This is a genomic window from Amycolatopsis sp. cg13, from assembly GCF_041346965.1.
Lineage (GTDB): Bacteria > Actinomycetota > Actinomycetes > Mycobacteriales > Pseudonocardiaceae > Amycolatopsis.
In genome coordinates this window covers 5627276-5651669 of the sequence record NZ_CP166848.1, presented here as the reverse complement: position 1 = coordinate 5651669, position 24394 = coordinate 5627276, and the positions used below count along the sequence as shown (strand labels likewise).

Here is a 24394-nt window from a genome sequence, read left to right as displayed (position 1 = left end):
GGGCTTCCCGGGATCACCAGCCGCGGTTCTTCCGCGCGTCCTCCGCTAGCTTGTCGGACTTGGCTTTCGCCTCCGCGGCGGCGTCCTTGACGTCCTGCGTGCTGGGCTCGCCGACCTCGTCCAGGTACTTCTTCTTGGCGGGGTCGTTCCACCCCTCCGGGTCGTACTTCCCGTTTTCGAGGTCGTTCCAGTCCTTTTTGGTCGGCCCGACACCCTGCTCGTTCCGGTTGCCCCATTCGGTGCGCGTCTGGTTGCCGTCGACCGGTTTGTCCGGGCGCTTCCAGTCCGGATCCGAGTCCTTGTTGATGTCCTTGACCGGGTTGCCCTTGTCGTCGAACCGGTACGGATGGCCGTCCGGGGCCTTGTTGTACTCGTCGATCGTGGGATGCCGCCCGGACGGCGAGGGCAGATTGTGGAAGCGGTCGATGATGTCGTCCACGTCTTTCTGCGTGTAGTTCTTCGGGTTTTCCTTGAGATCGGTGAATTCGAGGAAGGACTTGTGCCACTGCTCGAATTCTTTCTTGTTTCCGCCGGGCCAGTCGAAGTCCGCGCTGTCGCCGATGTCCCGGGTGGCCCGGTTCATCTCCTTGGGATCGGTGATGCGGTCCGCCTGCTGGCCGATCGGACGCCAGTTCTTGTCGAGATCCGGGTGGTCCTTGTGCTTGTAGCCGCCGCTCTTGTCCATGGAGTCGCTCGGCCACTTCGGCTGCTCGGTCGTGATCTTGTCGTTCTTGCCGACCTTGAGCTTGCCCGCGATCCCGTCCTCGATGTTGCCGATCCGGGTCGAGACGCCGCCGATCCCGGCGTTCGTGTGCTGCGGGCCGAGCGGCAGGTTCTTGGGCTGGTTGTGCAGCTTCGGCAGCTCTTCCTCGCCGTACTTCTTGGTCAGCGCGCTTTGTTTCTCGGTCGGCTGCTCGTGCACCCAGTTTTTCAGGCCGTCCCGCATTTTCTGGAACGAGATGATGTGCCGCTGGGCTACGTCGCTTCCGGCCTTGTGGAACGGATCGTTTTTATTGCCGATCTGGTCCTTGCGCGCGTTCTTGGCGTCTGAGTTCCACGCCATCCGGTCCCAGACGTCGTCCTTCTTTTTCTTCGCGTTCGACTTGCCGTCGGAGCCGCTGGAACCGTCGTCGTCCTTGTCGCGCTTGCGCTTGTCTCCGGCCTTGTCCTTGTTGGCCGAGGAGGAACTGCCACCGCCGTTGTCGGAGTTGTGCTTGGCCGTCGAGTCCGCGGGCGGCGGGTCGGTGTCCTTGCCTTTGCCCTTGTTGCATTTGAGGCCGAGCACATCGGTGGCGGCGAACGGGTCGGGAACGTAGTTGCTCGGGTTCGGCCCGCCCTCCAGCCCGAGCGGGTCCTGGCTGATGTAGCGCGCGACGGCCGGGTCGTAATAGCGGAAAACGTTGTAGTGCAAGCCGGATTCGGCGTCGGCGTACTGGCCGGGGAACTGCAGCGGGATGCCGCCGGGCTGGACCCGGCCCCACAGCGAACGCCGGGCGCTCCAGGCGAGGCCGCCGTGCTCGTCGATCAGTTCGGTCGGCGTCCCGATGGCATCGGTGACCACGGACGCGAACCGGTCGCCGCCGGGGCCGCGTTCGAACTGGGTGACCGGTTCGTCGCTGCCCGGCCTGCGCTCCCAAGTGGTCGTCCGGCGCGCTCCGGACGGATCGGTGTGCTCCTGTTCGATGAGCACGAAGCCGTCCCACACGAACCGGGTCGATTCCGCGACGGAGCCGTCGGCCAGCAGGCGCTCCTTGGCGATCCGGCGGCCGAGCGGGTCGTACCGGTAGCGCCACTGCGCGCCGTCCGGGGTGCGCAGGCCGGTGAGCAGGTCGCCGGTCCACGAGTACTCCCACACCCGCACACCGCCCGGATGCACCTCGCGGTGCCGGATCCGGCGGCCGAGGGCGTCGTAGTCGGCGGCCAGGCCGGAACTTCCCGACCAGGCGGTCAGTTCGCCGGCCGGGTTGTAGCGCAGCTCTTCCGTGCCCGCCGCGGAGGACACCGTGACCACGCGTCCGGCCGGGTCCCGCGTGTAGACGGTCTTCCCGGCAAGGCTGTCCTGCACCGCGGCGAGGCTGCCGTCCGCGTAGTACTCGAGACCGCGCCGCCGCACCGGGGATGTTCCACGGGAAACCTGCTGCGCGGTGACCAGCCCGCGCGGGCCGAACGCCTGCTGCAGGGTGCTGATCCCGTCGGTGTCCCGGGCGAGCACGCGGCCCTCGTCGTCCAGCCGGTAGCGCACGGTGTGTCCCGCGGTGGCCAGCGAAACCGGCCGGTCCTCCTCGTCGAACGTCCACACGCTCTCCGCGCCGGACGGCGTGCGGCGGCGGATGGTCTGGCTCTCCTCGTCGTAGGCGAAGTGCACCTCGACGCCGTCGATCGCCTCGCGGACGACCCGGCCGTACAGGTCGCGGTCGAACTCCACCACCGAATCCGCGGACTCCGCGCGCACGACGTTGCCGACCGGGTCGTAGGTGTAGCGCACGGTCCGGTGCGGGCCGCGGATCTCCACCCGGTTGCCCAGCAGGTCGTACTTGTTCTCGGTGACTGAACCGTCCGGCTCGGTCACCGCGACGGTCTGCCCGGCCGCGTCGTAGGCGTAGGTCCGGGTCCGGCCGTCGAAATCGGTCTGTGCGACCAGCCTGCCGAGCGGATCGTAGGTGTAGCTCCAGGTGCGGTTCAGCGGATCGGTCACCGAGGTCAGCCGGAGCTCGGTGTCGTAGGTGTAGCTGGTGCGCGCGCCGGAGGGGTCGACGACCGCGGTGACCATGTCGAACGGCCCGTACTCGCGCTTGGTGGCCCGGCCGAGTTCGTCGACGTGCTCGATCTCGTTGCCCTCGCGGTCGTACCGCCACATCGCGCGCTCGCGACGCACCCCGACGCGCGAGGCGGGTTTGCCGTCGACCGTCCAGCCCAGCTGCACGCGTCCGCCGCCGACCTCGGGCGCGGTGCGCGGCCGGCCGAACTGGTCCAATTCCTCGTCGGAGACTTCGGCTTCGCCCAAGAAACCCGGCAGCTCAGGCACGGCGGGCTGGTCGTACCGGCGCTGCCAGATCCGTCCGTTGCCGTGCACCGTGATTGAAGCCAGTTCGACGCCGTCGTGCTCCAGTTCGGCGAGGCTGCCGTCGGGACGGGCGATGGTGAGCGGCGTGCCGTCCTCGTCGTAGGTGTACTCGGTGATCCGGCCGAGCGGGTCGACCCGGCGGAGCAGATTGCCGTAGCGGTCCCATTCGGAGAGCGTCACGTTGCCCAGCGGATCGGTCTCGCGGATCGGGCGTCCCTCCGCGTTGTACTCGTATTCCGAGACGTGGCCGAGGGAATCGGTGAACCGGGTGATGCGGGCTTCGGGGAGGAATTCGAACGCGCCGCTGTAGAAGCCTTGATCGCCCTCGGTGCGCACGCAGCGCCCTTCGGCGTCGTAGACGTAACGGTAGGCGACCCCATTGCGGTCTTCCCAGCTCGTGACCCTGCCGTCGGGATCGTAGGTGTAGCGCATCGCGGTGCCCGAGGAGTTGATGACCTCCGAGAGGTGACCGCGGTAGTTGTAGCGGTAACTGCGCACGACGACGTCCGGAGCCGGGCCGGCGCCGATCATCCGCAGTTCGGTGATGCGGTGCCCATCGGTGCGGAAGCCGACCTGGATCCCGCTGGAATGTGTGAGCAGTGCGGGCGCGCCGGAGTCGGTGTAGGACAGTTCGGTCCGCGCGCCGTCGGCGTCCTCGATCGAGCGCAGCGGGAATGCCTTGCCCTCGCCGGAAAACCGCATCGTCCGGTCCGGCCGCACCTGGTCGATGGTGCAGCTGCCGTCGGCGTGCTTGGTCAGCGGCCAGCGCGCGCCTTCGGTCGGCAGCACCGGTTCGTCCCCGGCGGGCATCGGGTAGTAGAGGATCACGCCTTCCGGCCCGTAGTACCGGATGTACTCCTCGCCGAACTCCAGCCGCTGGTCCACAGTGGACGCCCAGGTCGAGCCGAACCAGTGCCCGGAACGGTAGGACGACCGGTGCGTCCGCCGCACCAGCAGGTCCGGCAGCTCGAGGTCGTAGTCCTCGACGAGCACCTCGCCGGTGGAGATGACGACCGGGTCGGTCAGGCACGGCGGATCGGCGTCGCCCTCCTGCTTCGCGTTGGACGCCTCGGTCTTGTCCTTGTCCGGGTCGGTCCGCTCGTTCCCGCCGCGTTCGTTCTTGTTCGCGCCGCCCTCGGTACCGCCGTTGCCCTGCGCCTCGTCCTTCGCGGGTTCGCGCGGAGGCGGTTCGTGGTTCCCGCCGCCCTTGTTTTCCGGCGGCGGACCGTCGTGCGCACCGGAGGTGTTGGTGGACTCGTCCTTGACGGGCGGCGGTTTCTCGCCGCCGCCACCGCCTTTCTCGTTCGGGGTGTCCTTCGCTCCGGAAGGCTTGGTGGAGCCGCCGCCGGGAGACTTGATCTCCTTCGGCGTGTGCGTGGCGTCCTTGGCGCCGCCCTTGATGCTCTTCATCGACTTGGCGACGTTCTCGAACAGGCCCTTGGTCTTGGTGAGGAGCTTGCCGAGTTCCTTGAGCGCCTTGGTGAGGTTCTTGACCAGTTCGGCGATCTGCTTGGCGGTCTTCGCCACCAGGTTGACCACCTGCGGCACCACCCAGGCCATCCCGATGCCGAGGGTGAACAGCACCTGCAGCGCCCACGAGATCAGGTGCGCCACGACCTGGGCGATGATGTCGCGCACGAGCATCCGCACCGCGCCGACGACCTCGCCCGCGGTCTTCACCCCGCTGCCCGCGCCTTCGCACGCCTGCGCGGCGCCTTCGAGAGTCTTGGCGACTTCCTCGGCCTGCTTGCGGTAGGCGTCGGCGCTGGCGCCCTCCCAGGACTCGATGTCCTTTTTGACCTGTGCGGCCAGATCCTGGGAGACGGAAGAGACCTCTTTCGCGACGTTCTTCCAGGTCTCGGAGTACGCGTGCACCTGGTCCGGGTCGCCGGCCAGCTTGTCCAGCGCTTCCTTGAGCGGGCCGACGTGCTCGATCAGCCAGCCGACGCCGGCGGCGAGGATCGCGCCGAACGGGTCCATCACCGCGGCGAGCGCTTCCATGCCGACCCCGACCGCGCCCATCACGGTCGCCGCCCAGTCGCCGGACTCGATGCCGTCCTTCAGGCCCTTTCCGGCCTCGAGGATCGAGATGCCGGAGATCGCGGAGGTCGAGTCCTGCTTTTCGGCGACCAATGGATTCGACATACCGGCCCTTCTTCACGCTCAACACATTCACTTGGGCGCGCAGCCGAATTCGAACGCACAGACCCCCGTAGCAGGCTACCGAGAGTTCCCGCGCGGTTGCCGCGGTGCTGCGCTTATTTACGCCGGTGGTGCCCGCGTTTGCCAGCGGTCCAGCGGTAAGCGCACAAAACCCGCCGCGGAACTCCGGAACTCGGAGTCGGCGGCGGGTCTCGGAAGTGGAACCGCGGGCCGGTGCCGGTCGGGGGAGGGGAGTGCAACGGCACCGGCCCGCGGAGTTCTGGGTCGCGACCGGCGCGTGGCAGCCGGTGCGATGATCTTCAACCTAGCGTCCGATTACTGCGTCCGCTAGGTGTTCTGCCGGACATTTTTCGATTAATCGCGTTTGCGGGCTAGGGGTGGCCGAGGGTGGTCCGTCTCGCTCGGGGGGACGGACGGACCAGCCCTCGGCCGGGCGAGAATGCCGGGCGACCGAGCCGGTTGGGGCTTCCGGGCTCGTCGCGCGCTCGCCAGTTGAGGTCGAATGGGTGATCCGCCCGGACTCACCCATCCGAGGGGTCAGGCGCTGACCGGGCGCGGTTTCACCAAGGCGTGCCTGCCGGTGGTCTCCGCGGGCGATTCGGCTCGCCGGTTCTGGCCGGGGACGGCGGGAACCGCGCTGCGGCGGCGGGTCGGCCGGTGCCCGGCAGCGGACAGCGCCTGCGGGGCGAGACCGCCCGCGACCAGGTGCTCGTGCGCGACCTGCCACACCGAGCACGGGGCCTTGCAGCGGTGCCAGCGCGTCGAGCAGGTGGGGCAGTCGCCGCGCTCGTCGGGCTCGTGCGCCTGCAGCATCGCGCGCCAGCCCTCGGCGAGCCGGGGCAGTTCCGAGCGGGCGACCGAGACCAGCGACGGGGCGTCGGCGCGTTCCGCCAGGTCGGACAGCATGTCGAGGCGCTCCCACACGGCGTTGCGGAGAACCTGACCGAGAACCTGATCCATGGGGAAACTCACCGTCACCTTTCCGCCATCGTGGCGGCTTCGTTGAGCGCGGCCCGGAGCTGGCCGAGCTGGCCGGACGTGAGGCGGGCGGTCTCCCCGGGCGGAGACACCACGACCACCTCGTCGTCCTCGACGAACACCGTCACGGCGCGCTCGCGGCTGATGAGATCTCCGCATTGCACGCGCCACACGACCTGGCCGCCCTCGAAATGCCGCACGCCCGCGGTACGCGGGTCAGCGGACACCGAAGCGGCGACAGCGGAAGCGACAGTAGGCGGCACTGGACGCGCCGTGGCGATTCCCGGTGCGGCGGGCCGAACGGACCGCACCGCGGTCCCGGCGTGTCCTCCACCGATCGAATCCACGAACTCCACTGTCCCTCCACGCTTTCTCGTCCCGGGCCTGCGCATCTTGCGAGATGCACCTGTCCCAGCAGATCTGTGTCGTCGGGTCCATCGCTCTCCGTGATCGCTGCGGGTGTCCGAGCAGTGACGGAGATCTGGCAACTACAGTGAAGTGAAACCGGGTGCGAGAGAAGGTCGAAACCGCGTCATAGCGGTGACCGGACCGCGTTCCACGGTAAGCGGTCAGCGGAGTTCGGCCCTGCCGATCAACCCGGCTGTCCGCGCGTTTCACAAGGTTCTCGCGTGTGCTTAGGGTGCTGATCAGACGCCCAGGAGACGGTGAGGGGGCGCAATGGCAATGGATGCCAGTGCTGGCAGTGGTTCCGGAGTCTCTCACGCAGACGCCCGGTCAGGCAGTCCGGTTCCGGCCGACGCCTGGGAACAGCCCGAGATGCGGGAGGCGCTCGCCGCCCGCGAGGTCAGCGCCGTGTACCGGCTGTTGCGCAAACACGGAGTATCGCAGCGCCAGATCGCCGCGATGACCGGCCAGTCGCAGTCCGAGGTGTCGGAGATCCTCAAGGGTCGCCAGGTCATGGCCTACGACGTGCTCACGAGAATCGCCGACGGCCTGGGTGTCCCCCGTGGATACATGGGTCTCGCCTATGACGAGACCACGGCGATACGGGTCGTCGGCGCGTCCGACGGCCGGCAGGCTGAGGAGGACGAGTCCGTGAAGCGACGGAGGTTCCTCGCGCACGCCGCCCAGGTCACGATGGGTGCGGCGGTGTTCGGTCCGGAATCCGGCACGTGGTCGGAGGCGCCCGCGCGCACTCCCGCCCCCGGGCGCATCGGGACGACCGACGTGCGCCAGGTCGAGGCGGCGACCAGAGCGTTGCGCGCGCTCGATTACCAGTACGGCGGCGGATTCTGCCGCGACGCGGTCGTCGCGCAGCTGTCCTGGGGCCAGCAGATGCTCGACTCCAGCGCGGCCGAGCAGGTGAAGACCCGGCTGTTCACCGCGATCGCGGACCTGCACAGCCTCGCCGGATGGACGTCGTTCGACACCGGTCTGATGGATTCCGCGCGCGGGCATTTCGCGCAGGCGCTGGACCTGGCCAAACAGGGCGGCGATCACCACCTGGTGGCGAACGTGCTGTACCGGATGGGCCGCGTCTACCTGCACCAGGACGCCGCGAACGACGCGCTGAAGCTGTTCCAGCTCGGCCAGATCGCCGCGCAGGAATCCGGTTCCGAGCTGGCCGTCGCCGTGCTCTGCGCCAACGAGGCGTGGGCCTACGCGATGATGGGCAACGAGGAGCAATCGGTGAAGCTGCTCGGCCGGTGCAAGGACGAATTCGCCCGCGCCGACCTGGCCAAGGCCGAATCGTGGGTCAAGTTCTTCAACGAGACCGACGTCTACGCGATGACCGGCACCGTGCACACCGTGCTGGCGATGAAGAACCCCGAGCACACGAAGTACGCGATCCCGGCGCTGAGCCGCGCGGTCGACACCTACACCGACGACATGGCGCGCAGCAAGGCGTTCATGCTCAGCGCGCTCGCCACGAATCACCTGCTCGAGGGCGATATCGACCACGGTGTGAAGGTCGGCGGCAAGGCCATCGAATGCGCGGAGAGCATCAAGTCCGCGCGGGTCAAGGACCGGATGCGGCCGCTGCTCGCGGAGGCTGAGCGGCGGAGCAACAACCCTGACGCCCGTGACCTCGCCGACCGGCTCAAGATCTTCTACGCGGCCTGAGCCGACCGGATTCGCCTTGCCCGAAGGCAGGTTCACCCCTGCGAAACTGCGCCGGGTGCTGGCCGCCACGTGCGCCCGGCTGGGGCTCGACCCGGCGGGCGCACGTCTGCTGCGGTTCACCAACAACGCGGTCTTCGCGCTGAACGGGGCACCGGTCGTCGTAAGGATCGTCGGGTCCACCCGGCTGCGCCACCGCGTCGGCACGGTCGTGCGCGTGGCCGAGCATTTCGCCCGACACGGCGTGCCCGCGGTCCGGCTGCTGGCCGGGGTCGAGCAACCGCTTGACGTGCAAGGACATCTGGTCACGGTGTGGGATTTGGTGCCGTTCGCCGGGCCGCCGCCGACGCCTGCCGACCTGGCCGGACTGCTGCGCCAGGTGCACGCCCTGCACCCGCCGGACGGCCTGCCCGCATGGGAACCGCTGAGCTCGATCGAGGCCCGGGTCGCCGACGCCGAGGAGTTGACCGACGCCGACCAGCGGTTCCTGCTGGAGCGCTGCGCCGAGGTGCGGGACCGGCTCGACACCCTGGATTTCCCGCTGACCAGGGGATTCGTGCACGGCGACGCGCATCCGGGGAACGTGCTGCCCGGTCCGGACGGCCCGGTGCTGTGCGATTTCGATTCCTCCTGCGTCGGACCGCCGGAATGGGATCTGACACCGCTCGCCGTCGGCCGCGAACGATTCGGTGACCCGCCTGCCCGTTATGCGGAATTCGCCGCCGCCTACGGGTTCGACGTGACGGCCTGGCCGGGGTTTTCCGTGCTCAGGGCGGTGCGGGAGCTGAAGCTGACGACGAGCGTGCTGCCGATTCTGCGCAGTCATCCGCCGGTACGGGCTGAACTGCGCCGGCGGCTGGCGGACCTGCGCGACGGCCGGACGGCCACCGCGTGGACGAGATACCGCTAAGCGGGATTCTGCACGTGCATTCGCCGACTGCAGATGACCGTTCGCCGCTTTCCGCCGATGGCTGAGGAGGTATCGCTGCGCAGCGATAATTCGGTGCGGCAGATCGCCCCAGTTAGCGTACTGCTAGTCCCATTGTGCAAGTTGCGGCTACCCGCCGTCACATCGGCCGGTTAGGACACCGCGACCGGGGCCCGGGTAAGCACCACCGCGAAGCCGAAAGCCAGACCCATCACGGTCAGTTCCAGCGTCGCCCACGACGCGAGCGCCGTCCGCTGGTGTCGCACGATGCGCGGCATCAGCCGCCACCGCAAGTTGGCGGCCAGCAGCGCGATCGCGCCGGTGCACAGCACCTTCAGCACCATCAGCTGGCCGTACGGCGTGGTGAACACGCCTGCCCAGAAGCCGATCGTCGGGTTGGCCAGGATTTCCACGATGCCGTTGAACAGCCCGGTCACCGCGGAGAGCGCCAGGCACAGCGTCGCCAGTTTCGAGAACCGCGGCAGCGCGTGCGCGAGCAGCGTCCGGTTGGCGGCCAGGAGCACGATCATCGCGCCGAGGCCGCCGCACCAGGCGACCGCGCTCATCACGTGCAGCTCCATCGAGATCATCGTGTAGTCGTGATACGCCCAGTTCGACGCGTGGCCGGTGACCGGCAACGGCAGCAGCGCGAACATTCCCAGGCCCACCCGCACCTCGGCGGGCACCTTCTCGCCCTTCCGCAGCGCGACAAAACCGAGCGCGGCGTGCAGCAGCGCGAGCACCGCCACGATCACTAATGCCTTGCCCGCGCCGACGTCGGCGATGTAGCTGCCGATGTCGCCGCCGGTCAGCATCTTCTTGCCCGGTTTGTACTCCGCCGTCTGCAGGATCAGCGCGACCACCGCGGTCGCCGCCCAGATCAGCGCGGCGGCGACGGCGGCGGGACGAGCCCGGCGCATGACCGGTTCGGTGAGCTTCGGCCGGTCGTAGCCGACCAGCACGGACAACAGGGCCAGCCCGATCGTCGCGACGGCCGCCAGATCCAGCAGCACGCGCACGACCGGGATGGCCGCCGAGACCACCTCGCTGGGTTCCACCACGCCCGGAATGGGCGAGGACGCGGTGAGCGCGATGCCGATCAGCGCGCCCAGCAGTCCCGCGACGACCACGCAGGCGAGCGTGGCCCAGCGGACCGCGGAGGTGGTCTCGGCTCGCGTCACTGGTCCGCCTTGTCCGATCCGGGGTCGCGGCCGGTGCGCAGCGCGACGGTGAGGCCGATCGCGAGCAGCACCACCGCACCGGCGATCCACACCCAGATCGGCACGCCGCTCGACGACGAGGAAGCCGCCGGAGCCGACTGGGCCGGAGCCCCGGCCGCCTTGGCCGCGTCGCCCTTGGCCGGCGTGCCGTTGCCCGCGGTGGTGAGGGTGAACGGGATTTCGCCGGACACCGGGTGCCCGTCGGCGGAAAGGACCCGGTAGCCGACGGTGTACTTGCCCGCCGGGCCGAGCGGGCGCAGCGGCGCGCTCAGCACGTTGTTCTCCACCGTCACCGGCCCCTCGGCCCACTGGCTGCCGTCCGGTCCGGTCACCGCGATCTGATTCACGTCGGCGTTCTGCACGTACTGGTCGAACGTGAGCGTGACCTTCGCCGGACCCTTGGCGACCGACGCGCCGTTGGCCGGGTCGGAGTTGATCAGCACGTTGTGCGCCAGCGCCGGGGTGGCCGTGCCGAGCAGGGCCACCCCGGAAATCGCCAGCGCTAGAAGCCCTTTACTAATCCGGCCAAAAGTAGGCCGCCCCCCGCGCGGGAAGTAACCGTTGCTACGAAGCCATTCGGCCGTGGCTGTGGCCGGATTAGTAAAGATCGGCACAGTACGCATTACTTGGTTCCTTCGGTCTTTCCTGCGGCCGGTCGACGGGAACGCAGCACCGCGCCCGCGCCGACGCCGAGCCCGAGCGCGCCGACCACGAGACCGGCCCCGCCGAGCCAGCGCGCCGTGTTGTCCGACGACGAGGCGGCTTCGGCGTTGTCACCGGAGGCCGCGGTCTGCGTGTGGCCGCCGTGCTCCGACGATTCGGCGGCGGCGAGCTTGATGGTCGGGGCGGGGTGCTCCGGCTCCTCGCCGCTGGGCGGGGTGGGCTGGTTCCAGTCCACCACTTTGCCACCCTCGTACGTCTGGATGGCGGGGAACTCGAGCTGGTCGACGTTCGACGGCAGCGGGCCGCCGCTGACCTCGAACTCCTGGAACTCGGTCGAGCCGATCTTCGTGCCCGGCTGCGCGGTCCAGACGACCTTCGTGACCGCCTCGGTGATCTTCGTGCCGGACGCCGTGGTCACCGGCTGCGGCAGCTTCGACTTGGTGACCTCGGCGGTCCAGCCGGGGATCGGCTTGGTGCGGAAGTTGCCGATGCCGTACTCCGGTTTGACGTCGACCTCGACCTTGACCGTGCCGAGCTTCGCGTCCTCGTTCGGGACGCGGAAGAAGATCGTGCCGTAGCCGCCCTTGGCGGGCTGGTCGCCGTAGACGTTGGCGGTCACGTGCGCGGACGCGATGCCCGCGCCGAGCAGACCGGTGGCGGCGACGGTCGCGGCGAGCACGCCGGCGCGACGGAAGACATGGTGGGACACAACTGCTCCTGAACAGGGGTGAGCCGACGGAGGCAGAGCCTGCGCCGGAAAGGGGATGGGGTGGTCGTGAGTGCTGATCACGGTTAGAACCGGGATCGCCGCTCACGAGGGGTTCAGGAGCACCCAGGCGGCCCGCGTCGTCCCCGGGCGCGGCGAAGGTCAACAGTCAGCAACGGCACCGCGCCAGCGGCACGCGGCCGCGCGATCCCGGCGGCCGCCACCGGAACCGGCAGCGGCCGGATCAGCAGCGGAAGAATCAGCCGGACCACGCGCAACACCGCGAGCAGCATCGCGTCCGCCCGCGCCAGCACCAGCGCGGTGAGCAGGGTCGCGACGGCGTGCGCCGCGGTCATCGCCCAGCCGTCCGGCGCGGCGGCCGCGCCGGACGGGTCGTGCTCGCCGAGCGTCGTCAGCACCAGGTGCATCACGAGCTGTCCGCCGCCGAGCACGGCGATGGTGGCGAGCGGTCCGCGCGCCCGGCCGGCGAGCGCGGTGGCGGTCCAGCCGAGCAGGCCGGTCAGCAGCAAGGTGAGCGCGGGATCGGGCAGTCCGCCGTCGGCGGCCGCGTGCGCGGTGACGGCGAGTGACGCCGAACTCAGAGCGAGCAATCCGCCGCGGACAGCGGCGAGTGCGCCGCGATGCCGGGCCGGGGTGCTCATTCGGGCAGCTTAACGGCACTCCGGTGGGTGACTGAAGCGTCTCGAATGGTGAGCAGCTGCGGAAAACCCACAGGTAGGCGGGTCTCGATCCGGTAAATACCGCTCGGTGGGGCCCGTCGCTTCGGTTGCCGACCCCAGGCGGATGCGAAACGGTGGGTAATCACAACCGAGAAGTGGGGGTTTCGACCGTATCCGTTCCGGGTAGTCACCCTGCCGATTGATGGGCTACTCCGAACGGGTGACGTCCGGGGCTCGCAAGCTGGCGGGAGAACGAATACGGATGAACCTCTTCGAGTACATCTCGGACCGGTGGGGAAGGCTGCTGCTCCAGGCGTGGCTGCACACCAGCATGGTGGTGCAGTGCACGATCCTCGCCGCGATCCTGGGCGTGCTGATCGGCATCGCCGTCTATCGCAGCCCCATCGGCTCCGCCGTCGCCACGGCACTGGCCAGCACGATCCTCACCGTCCCGTCGTTCGCCCTGCTGGGTCTGCTGATCCCGCTCTCGGGCCTCGGCTCGACCACCGCGGTGATCGCGCTCGTGCTGTACGGCCTGCTGCCCATCGTCCGCAACACGATCGTCGGCCTCGACGCGGTCGACCCGGCGATCACCGACGCCGCCCGCGGCATCGGGATGAGCAGGCTGTCCGTGCTCACCCGGGTCGAACTGCGGCTGGCCTGGCCGGCGATCCTCACCGGCATGCGGGTCGCCACGCAGATGCTCATGGGCATCGCGGTGATCGCGGCCTACGCCAAGGGCCCCGGCCTCGGCGCGGAGGTCTTCTCCGGCCTCACCAACGCCGGGAGCACGAACTCCCTCAACCAGGCCCTCACCGGCACCGTCGGCGTGGTCATCCTCGCGCTGGTGCTCGACGGCATCTACGTCCTGATCAAGCGATTCACCATTTCTAGGGGTGTCCGTGGCTGAGCACACTGCGACCGAAGAAGAAACCGTCTCCGGCGTCGAGATCGAACTCGACCACGTCACCAAGCGCTACTCCGGCACCCGCGCCCCCGCGGTCGACGACTTCTCGATGGTCGTGCCCGCGGGCAAGATCGTGGTGTTCGTCGGCCCGTCCGGCTGCGGCAAGACCACCACGATGCGGATGATCAACCGGCTGATCGAGCCGACGTCCGGCCGCATCACCATCGGCGGGCAGGACGCGCTGAAGCTCGACGTGGACACCCTGCGCCGCCAGATCGGCTACGCGATCCAGCAGGCCGGGCTGTTCCCGCACTTCACCGTCGCGCAGAACATCGCCGTCGTGCCCGGCCTGCTCGGCTGGGACAAGAAGAAGGTGACCGCGCGGGTCGAGGAGATGATGGACCTGGTCGGGCTCGACCCGGCCGATTTCCGCGACCGCTACCCGCGCCAGCTGTCCGGCGGGCAGCAGCAGCGCGTCGGCGTGGCCCGCGCGCTCGCCGCCGACCCGCCGGTGCTGCTGATGGACGAGCCGTTCGGCGCGGTCGACCCGATCACCCGCGGCAACCTGCAGGACGAACTGCTGCGGCTGCAGACTGACCTGAAGAAGACGATCGTCTTCGTCACGCACGACTTCGACGAGGCGGTCAAGCTCGGCGACCGGATCGCGGTGCTCGGCAACCAGTCGAAGATCCTGCAGTACGACACGCCGGAGTCGATCCTGGCGAACCCGGCGGACGACACCGTCGCCGGTTTCGTGGGCGCCGGCGCTTCGCTCAAGCAGCTGACTCTGCTGCGCGTGCGCGACGTCGAGCTGCAGCAGGACGCGCTCACCACGACGATCGACGAATCGCCCGCCGACGTGCGGGAGAAGCTCAGCAAATCGCGCAAGCCGTTCGCGCTGGTGCTCGACCAGCGCCGACGGCCGATCCGCTGGGTGCACGTGCGCGAGCTGACCAACGCGACGTCGCTGGGTTCGGTCGGCAAGCCGCTGCGCGACATCGTGAGCCTCCAGTCGACGCTGCAGGACGCGCTCGAGGCGATGCTCGCCGAAGGCGGTTCGGTGCCGGTCACCGGCGCGCGCGGCGAATACGCGGGCACGATCAAGCTGGACACGGTCATCGCGACGATCCAGCAGCTGCGCGACGAGCACGCAGACGACCACGTCGACGAGGACGGGGCCACAGCATGACCGCTGCCGTCGATACTGGTTTCAGCACCGAGTCAGGCTCCCGCCGCGCGGAACGCGTCCGGCTGTTCGCCCAGCCCGCCGTGGTCGTGCTGATCGTCGCGGTCACGCTCATCTGGGTCTTCGCGAGCGGGCTCACCGCGACCGAGAAGGAAACGCTCAACGCGGAGTCGCTGCTCACCGCGCTGCGCGACCACGTGGCGATGACCGTCGTGGTCACCGCGATCGTGGTGCTGGTGGCGGTGCCGCTCGGCATCATCGTGACCCGGCCGTGGGCGAAGTGGCTCGCACCGATCTTCCTGGCCATCGCGAACATCGGACAGGCCGCGCCCGCGCTGGGCGTGCTGGTGCTGTGGTTCATCTTCACCGGCGCGGTCGGCGGGCTGTGGGTCGCGGCGCTGCCGCTGGCGTTCTATTCGCTGCTCCCGGTGCTGCGCAACACGATGGTCGGCATCCAGCAGGTGGACCCGTCGCTCATCGACGCGGGCCGCGGCATCGGGATGTCCGCGCAGAAGGTGCTGTGGCGGGTGGAATTCCCGCTCGCGGTCCCGCTGATCCTGGCCGGCCTGCGCACGTCGCTCGTGCTGGCGGTCGGCACCGCGACGTTCGGCATGTTCGTCAATGCCGGCGGGTTCGGCCTCCTGATCGACACCGGCTACAAGCTCAACCTCACGAAGGTGCTGATCACCGGTTCGGTGCTGGCCGTCGCGCTGGCGCTGCTGGTGGACTGGCTGGGCGCGGTCGCCGAGCAGTACTTCGGACCGAAGGGACTGCGCTGATGAACGTCCTGAAAAAGGCGGGCGCGCTCGTCGGCGCCGCCCTGCTCGCCGGGACGCTCTCGGCGTGCGGGCTCGACGTCAACACCTCGATCCCGTTCAAGATCGAACCGGGTTCGATCCGGCCGATCCCGTCGCTCGAAGGCCAGCGGGTGGTCGTCGGGTCGAAGGACTTCACCGAGAACATCATCCTCGGCTACATGGCCGAAATGGCGCTGAGCGCGGCGGGCGCGGACGTCATCGACCTCACCGACATCAAGGGGTCGAACTCGTCCCGGCAGGCGCTGCTCAACGGGCAGACCGACGTGACCTGGGAGTACACCGGCACCGGCTGGATCAACTACCAGGGCAACGAGCTGCCGGTTCCGGGCGGGGAGAAGGCGCAGTACGAGGCCACGAAGAAGGCCGACGCGGAGAAATACGGCGTCACCTGGCTGAACTACTCGCCGCTCAACGACCAGTACGCGTTCGCCACCACCGAGGCGTACGCGGCGAAGAACAACCTCAAGTCCACCTCGGACCTGGCGAAATTCCTCACCACGCATCCGGACCAGAACCGGTTCTGCCTGGAGACGGAGTTCACCAGCCGCCAGGACGGGTTCCCGGCGGCGGTCAAGGCGTACGGGTTCAAGAACCCGAAGATCGAGAACTTCGGGATCGGCACCATCTATTCGGCGGTGGCCAACGGCACCTGCCCGGTCGGCGAGGTGTTCACCACCGACGGCCGGATCTCCGGGCTGAACCTGCGCGTGCTCGAGGACGACAAGAAGGCGTTCCCGCAGTACAACGCCGCGGCGACGCTGCGCACGGAGTTCCTGAACCAGCACCCGGAGATCCGCGGGCCGCTGGAGACGGTGGCGGCGGCGCTCGACAACAAGCAGATGGTCGAGCTGTGCAAGAAGGTCGACGTGGACGGCAAGGACGCCGGCACCGTCGCGCACGACTGGATGCTCGAGAAGGGCTTCATCAAGTAGCGCTTCCCGGCAGCGGAACGGGCCCCTTGAGTTCGCTCAAGGAGCCCTTCGCCGTTTTTCAGATGCCCAAACGGTGCAGCAGCTGGTCTTCGAGCCGTTCGAGTTCGCCGGTCACCGCGCGGTGCGCGGCCTTGCGCCGAGCCGCGGGCATGCGCTCGGCGGCGCGCACCGTGGCCGACAGCTGCTCCAGCGTCGACTGCGTCTCGGCGGCGAACTTCTGGTCCTGCTCGGTCGCCTTCGCCGACTTCTTCAGCTCGCCGAGGCCCTGCACGAGACCCGCGATCCGGGCGTGCAGCGCCGCGCCGCGGCCGGTGTACTCGCCGAGCTGGTCGACGGCGACGCCCAGCTTGCGGGCCTGGTAGCGGTCGTACGCCTCCCGCGCCGCGCCCGCCGCGCGGACCGCGTACGGCGCGAGCACCGGCAGCACCGCCGGTCCGAGCACCTTGGCCACCGCGACCGCGTTCTTCGCCTTCTTCGGGGTGATCCGGGCTTCACCCTCGTCCTGCTTGGCCTTGTCTTGCTTGGCCTTGCGCGCCATGGCCGTTACCTCCCACGCCTTCTCCGGATGAACTTACTGGTCCCCGACGTGACGGGCATGTCGGCTCGCGCGGGGAATGTCGTACCCACGATCTATTGTGATCGCTATGGGAGACGAGGTGTTGCTCGACGCGGGAGCGGTGAGCCGTTGCCGCCGCCGGGTGCACCTGGAACACGACCCGGCGATGCGCGACGTGCCGCTGCCGCCGCCGGATCCGACGGCGCAGCAGCGCATCGACGACGCGACCGCGCACCGCGAGGAAATCCTCGAGCAGCTGGTGGCGGCCTCGGGGCCGGACGCCACCTGGGCGCGAGTGCCGCGTGCCGCGTCCGCGGGCGAGCGGGTGCGGCTCACCGAGCAGGCGTTCGCCGATGGCGCGCAGTACATCTGGGGCGCGTTGCTGCCCGCCGATCCGGTCGGGCACCGGCGCGGCGGCATCGACCTGCTCGTGCGCGTCGGCGACGGATACGTGCCGGTGCTGGTGGTCCGGCACCGGATCACCGACCGGGGCCAGGGCGCGCCCACCACCGCGATGACGGAGCTGGACCCAGCACGGCGTTCGCCGGACGAGCTGCGCAAGGTGCGCTCGCAGCCGCGAGACCAGCTGCGGCTCGCGCACCTGCGGCGGATGCTGGAGTCGCGCGAGCTGGCGGCCAGCGGCCGCGCGGTCGGCGGGGCGATCGGTCTCGACGCGGATGTCGTCGTGTGGCACGACCTCACCGCGGGCACCTGGCCGGGCGGCCGCAGCGCGCTGGACGAGTACGACGCGCGTTTCGAAGACCGGCTCGCGGTCGCGACCGCGGCCGCCACCGGTGCGGAAGCGCTGGCCGCGCCTTCGCGGGTGCTGGAGTGCCGGCGGTGTCCGTTCTGGGCCACCTGCGAGGTCGTGCTCACCGAGACGCGTGACGTGAGCCTGGTGGTGCGCGGCGAGGACGCGGGCGAGCTGCGCCGCGTCGGAGTGTCCACTGTAGACAAACTGGCCGCGCTGGATCCGGCCGCCGAGATGCCGCCGATGAACTGGACCGGCGGCACGTTCTCCGACGCGATCATGCTGGCGCGGGCGTGGCTGGCGGATCTCACGGTGGTGCGCCGGACGCCGCGGATCGAGGTGCCACGCGCGGACGTCGAGGTCGACGTGGACATGGAGAGCTTCGGTGACGCCGGGGCTTATCTGTGGGGGACGCTGCTGTCCGGAGTGGACATCGGGGTGCCACGGGGATACCGGGCGTTCGCGACCTGGGAACCGCTGCCGACGGTGGACGAGGCGCGGTCGTTCGCGGAGTTTTGGGCTTGGTTCACGGATGTTCGGGCGCGGACCCTTGCCGCGGGGCTGACTTTCCGGGCGTATTGCTACAACGCACTCGCGGAGAACCGGTGGCTGTTCGGGTCGGTGGATCGGTTCGGGGAGTATCCCGGGGTGCCGGAGAAGCGGGCTGTTCAGTCCTTTGTGGACTCTGAGGAGTGGGTGGATCTGTTCCGCAGTGTGACGGATCAGTTCCTGTGCTCGCGGGGCAAGGGGTTGAAGGTGATCGCTCCGGTCGCTGGGTTCGCTTGGCGCGATCCGGAAGCCGGCGGCGAGGCTTCGATGCGGTGGTACCGGGACGCGGTCGGGATGGACGGCGGGGTTCCCGATAGTGAGCAGCGGGAGCGGTTGTTGCGGTACAACGAGGATGATGTGCTGGCGACCAAGGCGCTGCGGGAGTGGATGAGCGGGCGGGCTCAGGACGAGGTTCCGTACATGCTGGACATCTGAGTCCCGCGCGGAAGCCGTCGTGCCGGAATTTCAGCGCGGAAACGTGAGTGCTCGCGGTTTCGAGTGGGTCTCGCGCGGATCCTCCCGGCAGGGGCAGTCGGTCGGCCGCCGCGAGGAGAGGCGCCGGGGGTGTGCTGCGGTGTCCGGGCAGCACACTTGACCCGGCAGAGTTACTCGGCGGAGCGCAGTTCCTCGTTTTCCCGCTGCGACTCGCGGAGCTGGTCCTCAAGGGAGACGATGCGGCAGGCGGCGTCGACGGCCGTGCCCTGGTCGACCAGTTCGCGCACGCGTGCGGCGAGGCGCAACTGCTGGCGGGAATAGCGGCGATGCCCGCCGGACGAGCGCTGCGGCTCGATCAGACCGGCCTCGTCCAGGCTGCGCAGGAAGTTCTGGCTGGTGCCGAGCATGTCGGCGGCCCGGCCCATGGTGTAAGCGGGGTACTCGTCGTCGTCGAACTTGTCGGCCCCGCCTGAACTCGGGGACGGGGTATCGCGTGGGTCAGGGGTCATTCCACCTCCACATCACAAGGGACCCCGGATGCCGCGCGGCACCCGGGGTCCCAGGGTTGGGTTTCATCATTGTCAACCGGCCGTGGAGCCGGCTTGTGGTATCCGCGGGGTCCGTTCACCGGACATGCCGCGCGGAGATCGCTGATTCGTAACCGAGAACCACCTGCCAATCTGATGGGACTGCGGTACCCGCGCGGCACTGCTGCTCCGCCGCCGCGGGCGATCCAATGATGTGCCCGTTCCCTTCTTTCCGGTGTTTCTTCTTGCGGTAGTGCACTTTCGGTACTGCGACTGCTTCGAACGTCACCGGCTGGAACCCTTTCGCTGATCGGCTCCAGCACGCGTAACGCCCGTCTTGTCTCACCTCACGGGCGGTTCGTCATCTCCCGTGCCTGATTGACGTTGTCTCTTCTGTACGAGGAGAAGATTACCCATCCACGGCAGCGAATGTCTACCCCCGCCGCCATAGATTTTCTCCGAGCTAGGCGCGCGGCCCTCCTTTCGCTATACTCGTCGGCGAGTACTCGTCCACGAGGGGAGGTCGGCGTGAAGCGGCGGAAGGTGTCCAACTTGCTGGGCCTCGCCGTGCTGGCCACGTTGTTCGAGCGGCCGATGCATCCGTACGAAGTCGCCACTCTTCTGCGGGAACGCGGCAAAGAAGGCGACCTGAAGATCAAGTGGGGCTCGCTCTACACGGTCGTCGGCAATCTCGAGAAGCACGAATTCATCGAGGCGGTCGAGAACGTGCGCGAGGGGGCGCGGCCGGAGCGGACCGTGTACCGGATCACCGAGACGGGGCGGGCCGAGCTGGAGGATTGGGTCGCCGAGCTGCTCGCGGTGCCCGATCTTGAGCCGACGCGGTTTCACACGGGGCTGTCGGTGATGCTCGCGCTCGGGCCGGACGTCGTTGACGAGCAGTTGCGGCACCGGGTCGACGAGCTGGGCCAGCTGATCGACGAACGTGCCGAGGCGCTGGCGAAGATGCGCACGGAGCTGCCGCGGCTGGTCCTCGTCGAGGCGGAGTACCAACTGGCGATGTGGCGCGCGGAGGCCGAATGGGTCCGCGGGCTGCGCGAGGAGCTGGCCTCCGGCGCGATTCCGGGGGTCGGGGAATGGCGGCACTACCGGGAAACCGGGGAGCTGCCCGACATGGCCGCCTTCGTCGAGAACGAAGGCGAATAAAGAGGTCCCGGAGGAGGTGCTGGCACACCGCCGCCGGGACCGGGAACCGTCGAACCGGAAACCGCGGGTGCGGGTACCTGTCCTCAGGCTGCGTCGACAGGATACGGGTCGCCCCTCCCACGGCACTGGTTCGGTATCAACCGAAACAGGGAGAAGCACATGGGGAACACCCAGGCAAAACGGCACCGCACGAAGCTGCTGCCGGAGATGGAGGGGCCGATCGCCCGGGCATACGCGCGGGGGCGGCGCACCGAACCGCAGCTGGTGCAGTATCGCGAGACGGCCGAGATGATGGCCGCGGACCTGGCCGAGGGCACTGATCTGCTCGAGGTCGCGCCCGGGCCGGGTTTCTTCGCCGTCGAAATGGCTCGTACCGGGCGGTGCAAGGTGACCGGGCTGGACGTCAGCCGCACGTTTGTCGAGCTGGCCAGGGAGTACGCGAAAGAGCAGGGCGTCCCGGTGGACTTCCGCCGGGGCGACGTCGCGGCGATGCCGTTCGCGGACGGGTCGTTCGACTTCCTGGTCTGCCAGGCGGCGTTCAAGAACTTCGCCGACCCGGTGGACGCGCTCGACGAGATGCACCGGGTGCTGCGGCCCGGCGGCGTCGCGCTGGTGCAGGACCTGAGCAAGAGCACCACGGACGCGGAGCTGGACGCTGAGGTCGCGCGGATGAATCTCGGTCCGGTGGCCACGTTCGCCACCGTCCGCACGCTCCGCGGGCTGCGGCGGCGGGCGTACACGCCGGAGCAGTTCAGGGCGACCGTCGCGGAGAGCAAGTTCCGCACCTGCGAGGTGACCCCCGACGGGATCGGCCTCGAGGTGCGGTTGCGCAAGGAGTGACCTGAGGGAGGGGGTGTGCCGCCGAGGGGGCAGCACACCCCCTCCCCCAGCAGGTCAGCGCGGGGCCATCCGCAGCGAGCCGTCCATGCGGACGACCTCGCCGTTGAGGTAGTCGTGGTCGATCAGCGAGAGGGCGAGCTGCGCGTACTCGTCGGGGCGCGCCAGTCGCTTCGGGAACGGCACCCCGGCGGCGAGGCCGGCGCGGAACTCGTCGCTGACGGTGGCGAGCATCGGGGTGTCGACGATGCCGGGCGCGATCGTCAGCACGCGGATGCCGTGCGAGGCGAGGTCGCGCGCGGCGGGCAGGGTCAGGCCGACCACGCCGCCCTTGGACGACGCGTACGCCACCTGCCCGATCTGGCCGTCGAAGGCGGCGACGGACGCGGTGTTGATGATGACGCCGCGTGCGTCGTCGGCCAGCGGCTCGGTCTTCGCGATCGCCTCGGAGGCGACGGTGAGCACGTTGAAGGTGCCGATCAGGTTGATCTGGATGACCTTCGCGTACAGCCCGAGGTCGTGCCTGCCCTTCTTGGACAGGATGCGCGCGGACGGCCCGATGCCGGCGCAGTTGACCACCGTGCGCAGCGGTACGCCCGAGCTCGCCGCGGTGTCGACGGCGGCCTGCACCTGGTCCGGGTCGGTCACGTCGGCCTCGACGTAGGTGACGTGCTCGACCTGCTCGGCCTTCTCGATCGAGGGCGCGAGGTCGAGGGCGAACACCCGCGCGCCTTTCGCGGCCAGTGCCTTGGCGGTAGCGCCGCCGAGACCGGACGCGCCACCCGTGACGAGCGCTGCGGTGTCGGTGATCTGCATCTTCAGCCTTCCTCCTGCTCTCAGGTGCCGCGTTGCACCTCCGCGCCCAGGTTAACGCTCGTTCGCACCCGGGCCGGAGTGTGTCGCCTCACCCGCTGTCGTCGCGAGGAGTATTCGGCCGCGACCGCTTCTGTTAGCGCTGAGGTCAACTCCGGCTGCGACCTTCAGCAGCATGAGCTCAGCTCGGATCGTGGTGGTAGGGACGGGATACGTCGGATTGACCACGGGGGCTTGTCTCGCGAGCCTCGGGCATCGCGTCACCTGCGTGGACGTGGACGTGGCGAAAGTGAACCGGCTCTCAGCGGGCCGCGTGGACATCCTCGAACCAGGACTGGCCGAACTGGTCTCCCGCGGACTGGCGAACGGACGGCTGTCGTTCGTCGTCGGCGCGCGGGAAGCCGTTCGCGGCGCGGAAGGCGTTTTCCTCTGCGTGCCGACGCCGATGGGCGCGGGCGGGTCCGCGGATTTGCGTGCGGTGGAGGCGGTGACCGCCGAGATCGGCGACGTGCTGCCGCCGGGCTGCGCGCTGATCACGAAGTCGACGGTGCCGGTCGGCACCGCGAAACGCATCCGCGCGATGGTCGGCCGCGACGACGTGCCGGTCGTGTCCAACCCGGAGTTTCTGCGCGAAGGCACTGCGGTGCAAGACTTCCTGAACCCGGACCGGATCGTGGTCGGGTCGGATTGCCGTGCCGCGGCCGCGTGGGTCGGGCAGCTGTACGGCGACCTCGCCGCACCGATCGTGGTCGCCGACGCGGCCAGCGCGGAACTGGTCAAGTACGCGGCGAACTGCTTCCTCGCGCTCAAACTGTCCTATGTGAACTCGATCGCCGAACTGTGCGAACGGCTCGGCGCGGACATCGACCTGGTCACCGAAGGCATGGGCTACGACCGGCGGATCGGCCGCACGTTCCTCAAGCCTGGCCCCGGATGGGGCGGCTCGTGCCTGCCCAAGGACACCAGCGCGCTGGTCAAGGTCGCCGAGTCGGTCGACTACGACTTCCGCATGCTGACCTCGGCGATCGACGAGAACATCGCCCAGCGCGACCGCATTGTGGCGAAGATCGCCGGCGCCTGCGGCGGAACGCTGGCAGGCGCGCGGATCGGCGTGCTGGGCTTGGCGTTCAAGGCGGGCACGAACGATCTGCGCGATTCCCCCGCGCTGGCAGTGTCTTCGGTGCTCGGTGCGCTCGGTGCGGAGATCACCGCGTACGACCCGGCGGTGTCCGGCGGCATCGCGGGCATGACCGTCGTGGACGATCCCTACCAGGTCGCCAAGGACGCGGATGTCGTTGTGGTGCTTACCGAATGGGCCGAGTTCCGCAATCTCGACTGGGTCGCGATCGCGGACGCGATGGAGGGCGACGACGTCGTCGACACCCGGAATCTGCTCGACCCCGGGATGATTCTCGACGCGGGGTTGTCGTGGCAGGGCGTCGGCCGTCCGCGCGCGGCTCGGCGGCGAGTTCCGGTTTCCTGATTGGAGATCCGCTTCCGCTGCGCTATAGTCGTCGGCGGCATCGCGTGTCGGTCACCGGCTGGGTGAGACATGGAGGTGCTGGGATGCCTTCTGGAGGCATTGCTTCGTGTCCCTCTCTCTTGAACTGAATCACCTGATGGTCCCGTCCCGGAACAACCGGGAATCCGCCGAATTCTTCGCGAACCTACTCGGGTTCGAGATCGGCGAGGAATGGGGCCCGTTCATCCCCGTCGAAACCAGCAACGGCGTGCGGCTCGACTTCGCCACGGTTCCCGACGAAGACCGCAAGCTGCAGCACTACTGCTTCCTCATTCCGGAAGACGACTTCGACGCGTTTTTCCTGCGGCTGAAGGAATCCGGGGTCGAGTACCACGCCGGGCCGGGCGGTCAGGGCCCCGGCGAGATCAATCACAACCACGAAGGCCGCGGCGTGTATTTCCTGGACCCGGGCGGAAACGGGATCGAGGTCATCACGCAGCCGTACGAGCCGGAGCGGAAACGGCCGGCGAGCTGGTAAGTCCTTTGTAGACAGAAGGCGGGCGGGTCACAGCGGAAGCGAGGCCCACCCGCCTCCTGTCGCCAGCAGGGTGCGGACGCCTTCCGCGTGGTCGGCGAAAGCGGCCAGGTCGGCGTGCAGCAGCGCGGCGCGTTCGGAATCGAGCGGATCCGAGTCGTCGCGCCACAGTTCGCGCGTCCAGTTCGCGGCCAGGAGCATCGAGCGCACCAGCCCGGCGACCGCGGAGTCCGGCTGGTCGTGCGCGGCGAGAATCTCGTCGCACGCGGCGAAGCAGCGTTCGAGGCCGCGGACGGCTTCGGCGGGCGTGCCGTCCCAGTCCGGTCCCGGCCAGGCACACGAGCCCAGCGCGAGCCACAGCTGCCAACCGGCGGTCAGTTCGGCTTCGTCGCGGGGCGTCCAGTGCGCGGCCATCCCTTGAGTGTGCGCCCCGGCGGC

Annotated in this window: 22 protein-coding genes; 11 read left to right on the top strand and 11 right to left on the bottom strand. The window is 69.0% G+C overall.

Annotation, left to right across the window (positions count from 1 at the left end; translation table 11 throughout):
* Window positions 1-13: 13 nt before the first annotated feature.
* From AB5I40_RS26220 to AB5I40_RS26210, 3 genes are all read right to left on the bottom strand, one after another.
* The gene (locus tag AB5I40_RS26220) at window positions 14-5209 is read right to left on the bottom strand and encodes an RHS repeat-associated core domain-containing protein (protein WP_370932679.1); all 5196 of its coding nucleotides are present in this window, start codon (window positions 5207-5209) and stop codon (window positions 14-16) included.
* Between the two features lie 555 nt (window positions 5210-5764).
* Window positions 5765-6187, bottom strand: coding sequence for a hypothetical protein (locus tag AB5I40_RS26215; protein WP_370932678.1), 423 nt, complete (start codon window positions 6185-6187; stop codon window positions 5765-5767).
* Window positions 6188-6201: 14 nt separating this feature from the next.
* On the bottom strand, window positions 6202-6561 hold the full coding sequence (locus AB5I40_RS26210) for a hypothetical protein (protein WP_370932677.1): 360 nt from the start codon (window positions 6559-6561) through the stop codon (window positions 6202-6204).
* 421 nt (window positions 6562-6982) lie between these two features.
* On the opposite strand from AB5I40_RS26210, the gene AB5I40_RS26205 reads away from it, so the two are divergent.
* Window positions 6983-8290, top strand: coding sequence for a tetratricopeptide repeat protein (locus AB5I40_RS26205; RefSeq protein WP_370932676.1), 1308 nt, complete (start codon window positions 6983-6985; stop codon window positions 8288-8290).
* 16 nt (window positions 8291-8306) lie between these two features.
* On the top strand, window positions 8307-9197 hold the full coding sequence (locus AB5I40_RS26200) for a phosphotransferase enzyme family protein (protein WP_370940610.1): 891 nt from the start codon (window positions 8307-8309) through the stop codon (window positions 9195-9197).
* A gap of 170 nt (window positions 9198-9367) precedes the next feature.
* Here the strand turns inward: AB5I40_RS26200 and AB5I40_RS26195 are convergent, their stop codons facing one another.
* The 4 genes from AB5I40_RS26195 to AB5I40_RS26180 form a co-directional block, all read right to left on the bottom strand.
* On the bottom strand, window positions 9368-10396 hold the full coding sequence (locus AB5I40_RS26195) for a copper resistance D family protein (RefSeq protein ID WP_370932675.1): 1029 nt from the start codon (window positions 10394-10396) through the stop codon (window positions 9368-9370).
* Complete coding sequence (locus AB5I40_RS26190) at window positions 10393-10956, bottom strand: copper resistance protein CopC (protein WP_370940609.1); 564 nt, start codon at window positions 10954-10956, stop codon at window positions 10393-10395. Before AB5I40_RS26190 ends, AB5I40_RS26195 begins: the two co-directional genes overlap by 4 nt.
* A gap of 101 nt (window positions 10957-11057) precedes the next feature.
* Window positions 11058-11807 (bottom strand): YcnI family protein, encoded by a 750-nt coding sequence (locus AB5I40_RS26185; RefSeq protein ID WP_370932674.1) that lies wholly within the window; start codon window positions 11805-11807, stop codon window positions 11058-11060.
* Window positions 11808-11920: 113 nt separating this feature from the next.
* Window positions 11921-12466 carry a hypothetical protein gene (locus tag AB5I40_RS26180; protein WP_370932673.1) on the bottom strand — a complete coding sequence of 182 codons (546 nt, stop codon included), beginning with the start codon at window positions 12464-12466 and terminating at the stop codon, window positions 11921-11923.
* A gap of 280 nt (window positions 12467-12746) precedes the next feature.
* On the opposite strand from AB5I40_RS26180, the gene AB5I40_RS26175 reads away from it, so the two are divergent.
* Genes AB5I40_RS26175 through AB5I40_RS26160 form a run of 4 tightly spaced genes read left to right on the top strand, consistent with a single transcriptional unit; the run spans window position 12747 to window position 16327 of the window.
* Complete coding sequence (locus AB5I40_RS26175; protein ID WP_037806896.1) at window positions 12747-13394, top strand: ABC transporter permease; 648 nt, start codon at window positions 12747-12749, stop codon at window positions 13392-13394.
* Window positions 13381-14580 carry an ABC transporter ATP-binding protein gene (locus AB5I40_RS26170; RefSeq protein WP_370932672.1) on the top strand — a complete coding sequence of 400 codons (1200 nt, stop codon included), beginning with the start codon at window positions 13381-13383 and terminating at the stop codon, window positions 14578-14580. The genes AB5I40_RS26175 and AB5I40_RS26170 overlap by 14 nt, the downstream gene beginning before the upstream one ends.
* Window positions 14577-15356, top strand: coding sequence for an ABC transporter permease (locus AB5I40_RS26165; RefSeq protein ID WP_037806898.1), 780 nt, complete (start codon window positions 14577-14579; stop codon window positions 15354-15356). The genes AB5I40_RS26170 and AB5I40_RS26165 overlap by 4 nt, the downstream gene beginning before the upstream one ends.
* Window positions 15356-16327 (top strand): glycine betaine ABC transporter substrate-binding protein, encoded by a 972-nt coding sequence (locus AB5I40_RS26160; protein WP_237597712.1) that lies wholly within the window; start codon window positions 15356-15358, stop codon window positions 16325-16327. Before AB5I40_RS26165 ends, AB5I40_RS26160 begins: the two co-directional genes overlap by 1 nt.
* Window positions 16328-16385: 58 nt before the next feature.
* Here AB5I40_RS26160 and AB5I40_RS26155 read toward each other — a convergent pair whose 3' ends face one another.
* Entirely contained in the window at window positions 16386-16865 is a 480-nt protein-coding gene (locus AB5I40_RS26155) for a DUF6474 family protein (protein ID WP_344282073.1), read from the bottom strand.
* 106 nt (window positions 16866-16971) lie between these two features.
* On the opposite strand from AB5I40_RS26155, the gene AB5I40_RS26150 reads away from it, so the two are divergent.
* Window positions 16972-18618: a TM0106 family RecB-like putative nuclease gene (locus AB5I40_RS26150; RefSeq protein WP_370932671.1), complete on the top strand. Its 1647-nt coding sequence runs from the start codon at window positions 16972-16974 to the stop codon at window positions 18616-18618.
* Window positions 18619-18788: 170 nt separating this feature from the next.
* On the opposite strand, the gene AB5I40_RS26145 is transcribed toward AB5I40_RS26150, so the two are convergent.
* Window positions 18789-19127 (bottom strand): MerR family transcriptional regulator, encoded by a 339-nt coding sequence (locus AB5I40_RS26145; protein ID WP_370932670.1) that lies wholly within the window; start codon window positions 19125-19127, stop codon window positions 18789-18791.
* 546 nt (window positions 19128-19673) lie between these two features.
* Between AB5I40_RS26145 and AB5I40_RS26140 the strand changes: the two genes are divergently transcribed.
* Together AB5I40_RS26140 and AB5I40_RS26135 are read left to right on the top strand one after the other, a co-directional pair.
* Entirely contained in the window at window positions 19674-20309 is a 636-nt protein-coding gene (locus AB5I40_RS26140) for a helix-turn-helix transcriptional regulator (protein ID WP_370932669.1), read from the top strand.
* Window positions 20310-20468: 159 nt separating this feature from the next.
* Complete coding sequence (locus AB5I40_RS26135; RefSeq protein WP_370932668.1) at window positions 20469-21149, top strand: class I SAM-dependent methyltransferase; 681 nt, start codon at window positions 20469-20471, stop codon at window positions 21147-21149.
* 54 nt (window positions 21150-21203) lie between these two features.
* On the opposite strand, the gene AB5I40_RS26130 is transcribed toward AB5I40_RS26135, so the two are convergent.
* Window positions 21204-21962, bottom strand: a complete 759-nt coding sequence (locus AB5I40_RS26130; RefSeq protein ID WP_370932667.1) for an SDR family NAD(P)-dependent oxidoreductase — start codon at window positions 21960-21962, stop codon at window positions 21204-21206.
* Window positions 21963-22134: 172 nt separating this feature from the next.
* On the opposite strand from AB5I40_RS26130, the gene AB5I40_RS26125 reads away from it, so the two are divergent.
* Window positions 22135-23442 (top strand): UDP-glucose/GDP-mannose dehydrogenase family protein, encoded by a 1308-nt coding sequence (locus AB5I40_RS26125; RefSeq protein WP_370932666.1) that lies wholly within the window; start codon window positions 22135-22137, stop codon window positions 23440-23442.
* A gap of 136 nt (window positions 23443-23578) precedes the next feature.
* Window positions 23579-23959 (top strand): VOC family protein, encoded by a 381-nt coding sequence (locus AB5I40_RS26120; RefSeq protein ID WP_370932665.1) that lies wholly within the window; start codon window positions 23579-23581, stop codon window positions 23957-23959.
* 27 nt (window positions 23960-23986) lie between these two features.
* Here the strand turns inward: AB5I40_RS26120 and AB5I40_RS26115 are convergent, their stop codons facing one another.
* On the bottom strand, window positions 23987-24370 hold the full coding sequence (locus tag AB5I40_RS26115; protein WP_370932664.1) for a hypothetical protein: 384 nt from the start codon (window positions 24368-24370) through the stop codon (window positions 23987-23989).
* Window positions 24371-24394: the final 24 nt, after the last annotated feature.

Excerpts from the sequence above, each read along its gene's own strand:
- AB5I40_RS26220 (WP_370932679.1), bottom strand. The coding sequence starts at position 5,209 with ATGTCGAATCCATTGGTCGCCGAAAAGCAGGACTCGACCTCCGCGATC.
- AB5I40_RS26215 (WP_370932678.1), bottom strand. The coding sequence starts at position 6,187 with ATGGATCAGGTTCTCGGTCAGGTTCTCCGCAACGCCGTGTGGGAGCGC.
- AB5I40_RS26205 (WP_370932676.1), top strand. The coding sequence starts at position 6,983 with ATGCGGGAGGCGCTCGCCGCCCGCGAGGTCAGCGCCGTGTACCGGCTG.
- AB5I40_RS26180 (WP_370932673.1), bottom strand. The coding sequence starts at position 12,466 with ATGAGCACCCCGGCCCGGCATCGCGGCGCACTCGCCGCTGTCCGCGGC.
- AB5I40_RS26175 (WP_037806896.1), top strand. The coding sequence starts at position 12,747 with ATGAACCTCTTCGAGTACATCTCGGACCGGTGGGGAAGGCTGCTGCTC.
- AB5I40_RS26165 (WP_037806898.1), top strand. The coding sequence starts at position 14,577 with ATGACCGCTGCCGTCGATACTGGTTTCAGCACCGAGTCAGGCTCCCGC.
- AB5I40_RS26160 (WP_237597712.1), top strand. The coding sequence starts at position 15,356 with ATGAACGTCCTGAAAAAGGCGGGCGCGCTCGTCGGCGCCGCCCTGCTC.
- AB5I40_RS26155 (WP_344282073.1), bottom strand. The coding sequence starts at position 16,865 with ATGGCGCGCAAGGCCAAGCAAGACAAGGCCAAGCAGGACGAGGGTGAA.
- AB5I40_RS26150 (WP_370932671.1), top strand. The coding sequence starts at position 16,972 with ATGGGAGACGAGGTGTTGCTCGACGCGGGAGCGGTGAGCCGTTGCCGC.
- AB5I40_RS26145 (WP_370932670.1), bottom strand. The coding sequence starts at position 19,127 with ATGACCCCTGACCCACGCGATACCCCGTCCCCGAGTTCAGGCGGGGCC.
- AB5I40_RS26135 (WP_370932668.1), top strand. The coding sequence starts at position 20,469 with ATGGGGAACACCCAGGCAAAACGGCACCGCACGAAGCTGCTGCCGGAG.
- AB5I40_RS26130 (WP_370932667.1), bottom strand. The coding sequence starts at position 21,962 with ATGCAGATCACCGACACCGCAGCGCTCGTCACGGGTGGCGCGTCCGGT.
- AB5I40_RS26125 (WP_370932666.1), top strand. The coding sequence starts at position 22,135 with ATGAGCTCAGCTCGGATCGTGGTGGTAGGGACGGGATACGTCGGATTG.
- AB5I40_RS26120 (WP_370932665.1), top strand. The coding sequence starts at position 23,579 with ATGGTCCCGTCCCGGAACAACCGGGAATCCGCCGAATTCTTCGCGAAC.
- AB5I40_RS26115 (WP_370932664.1), bottom strand. The coding sequence starts at position 24,370 with ATGGCCGCGCACTGGACGCCCCGCGACGAAGCCGAACTGACCGCCGGT.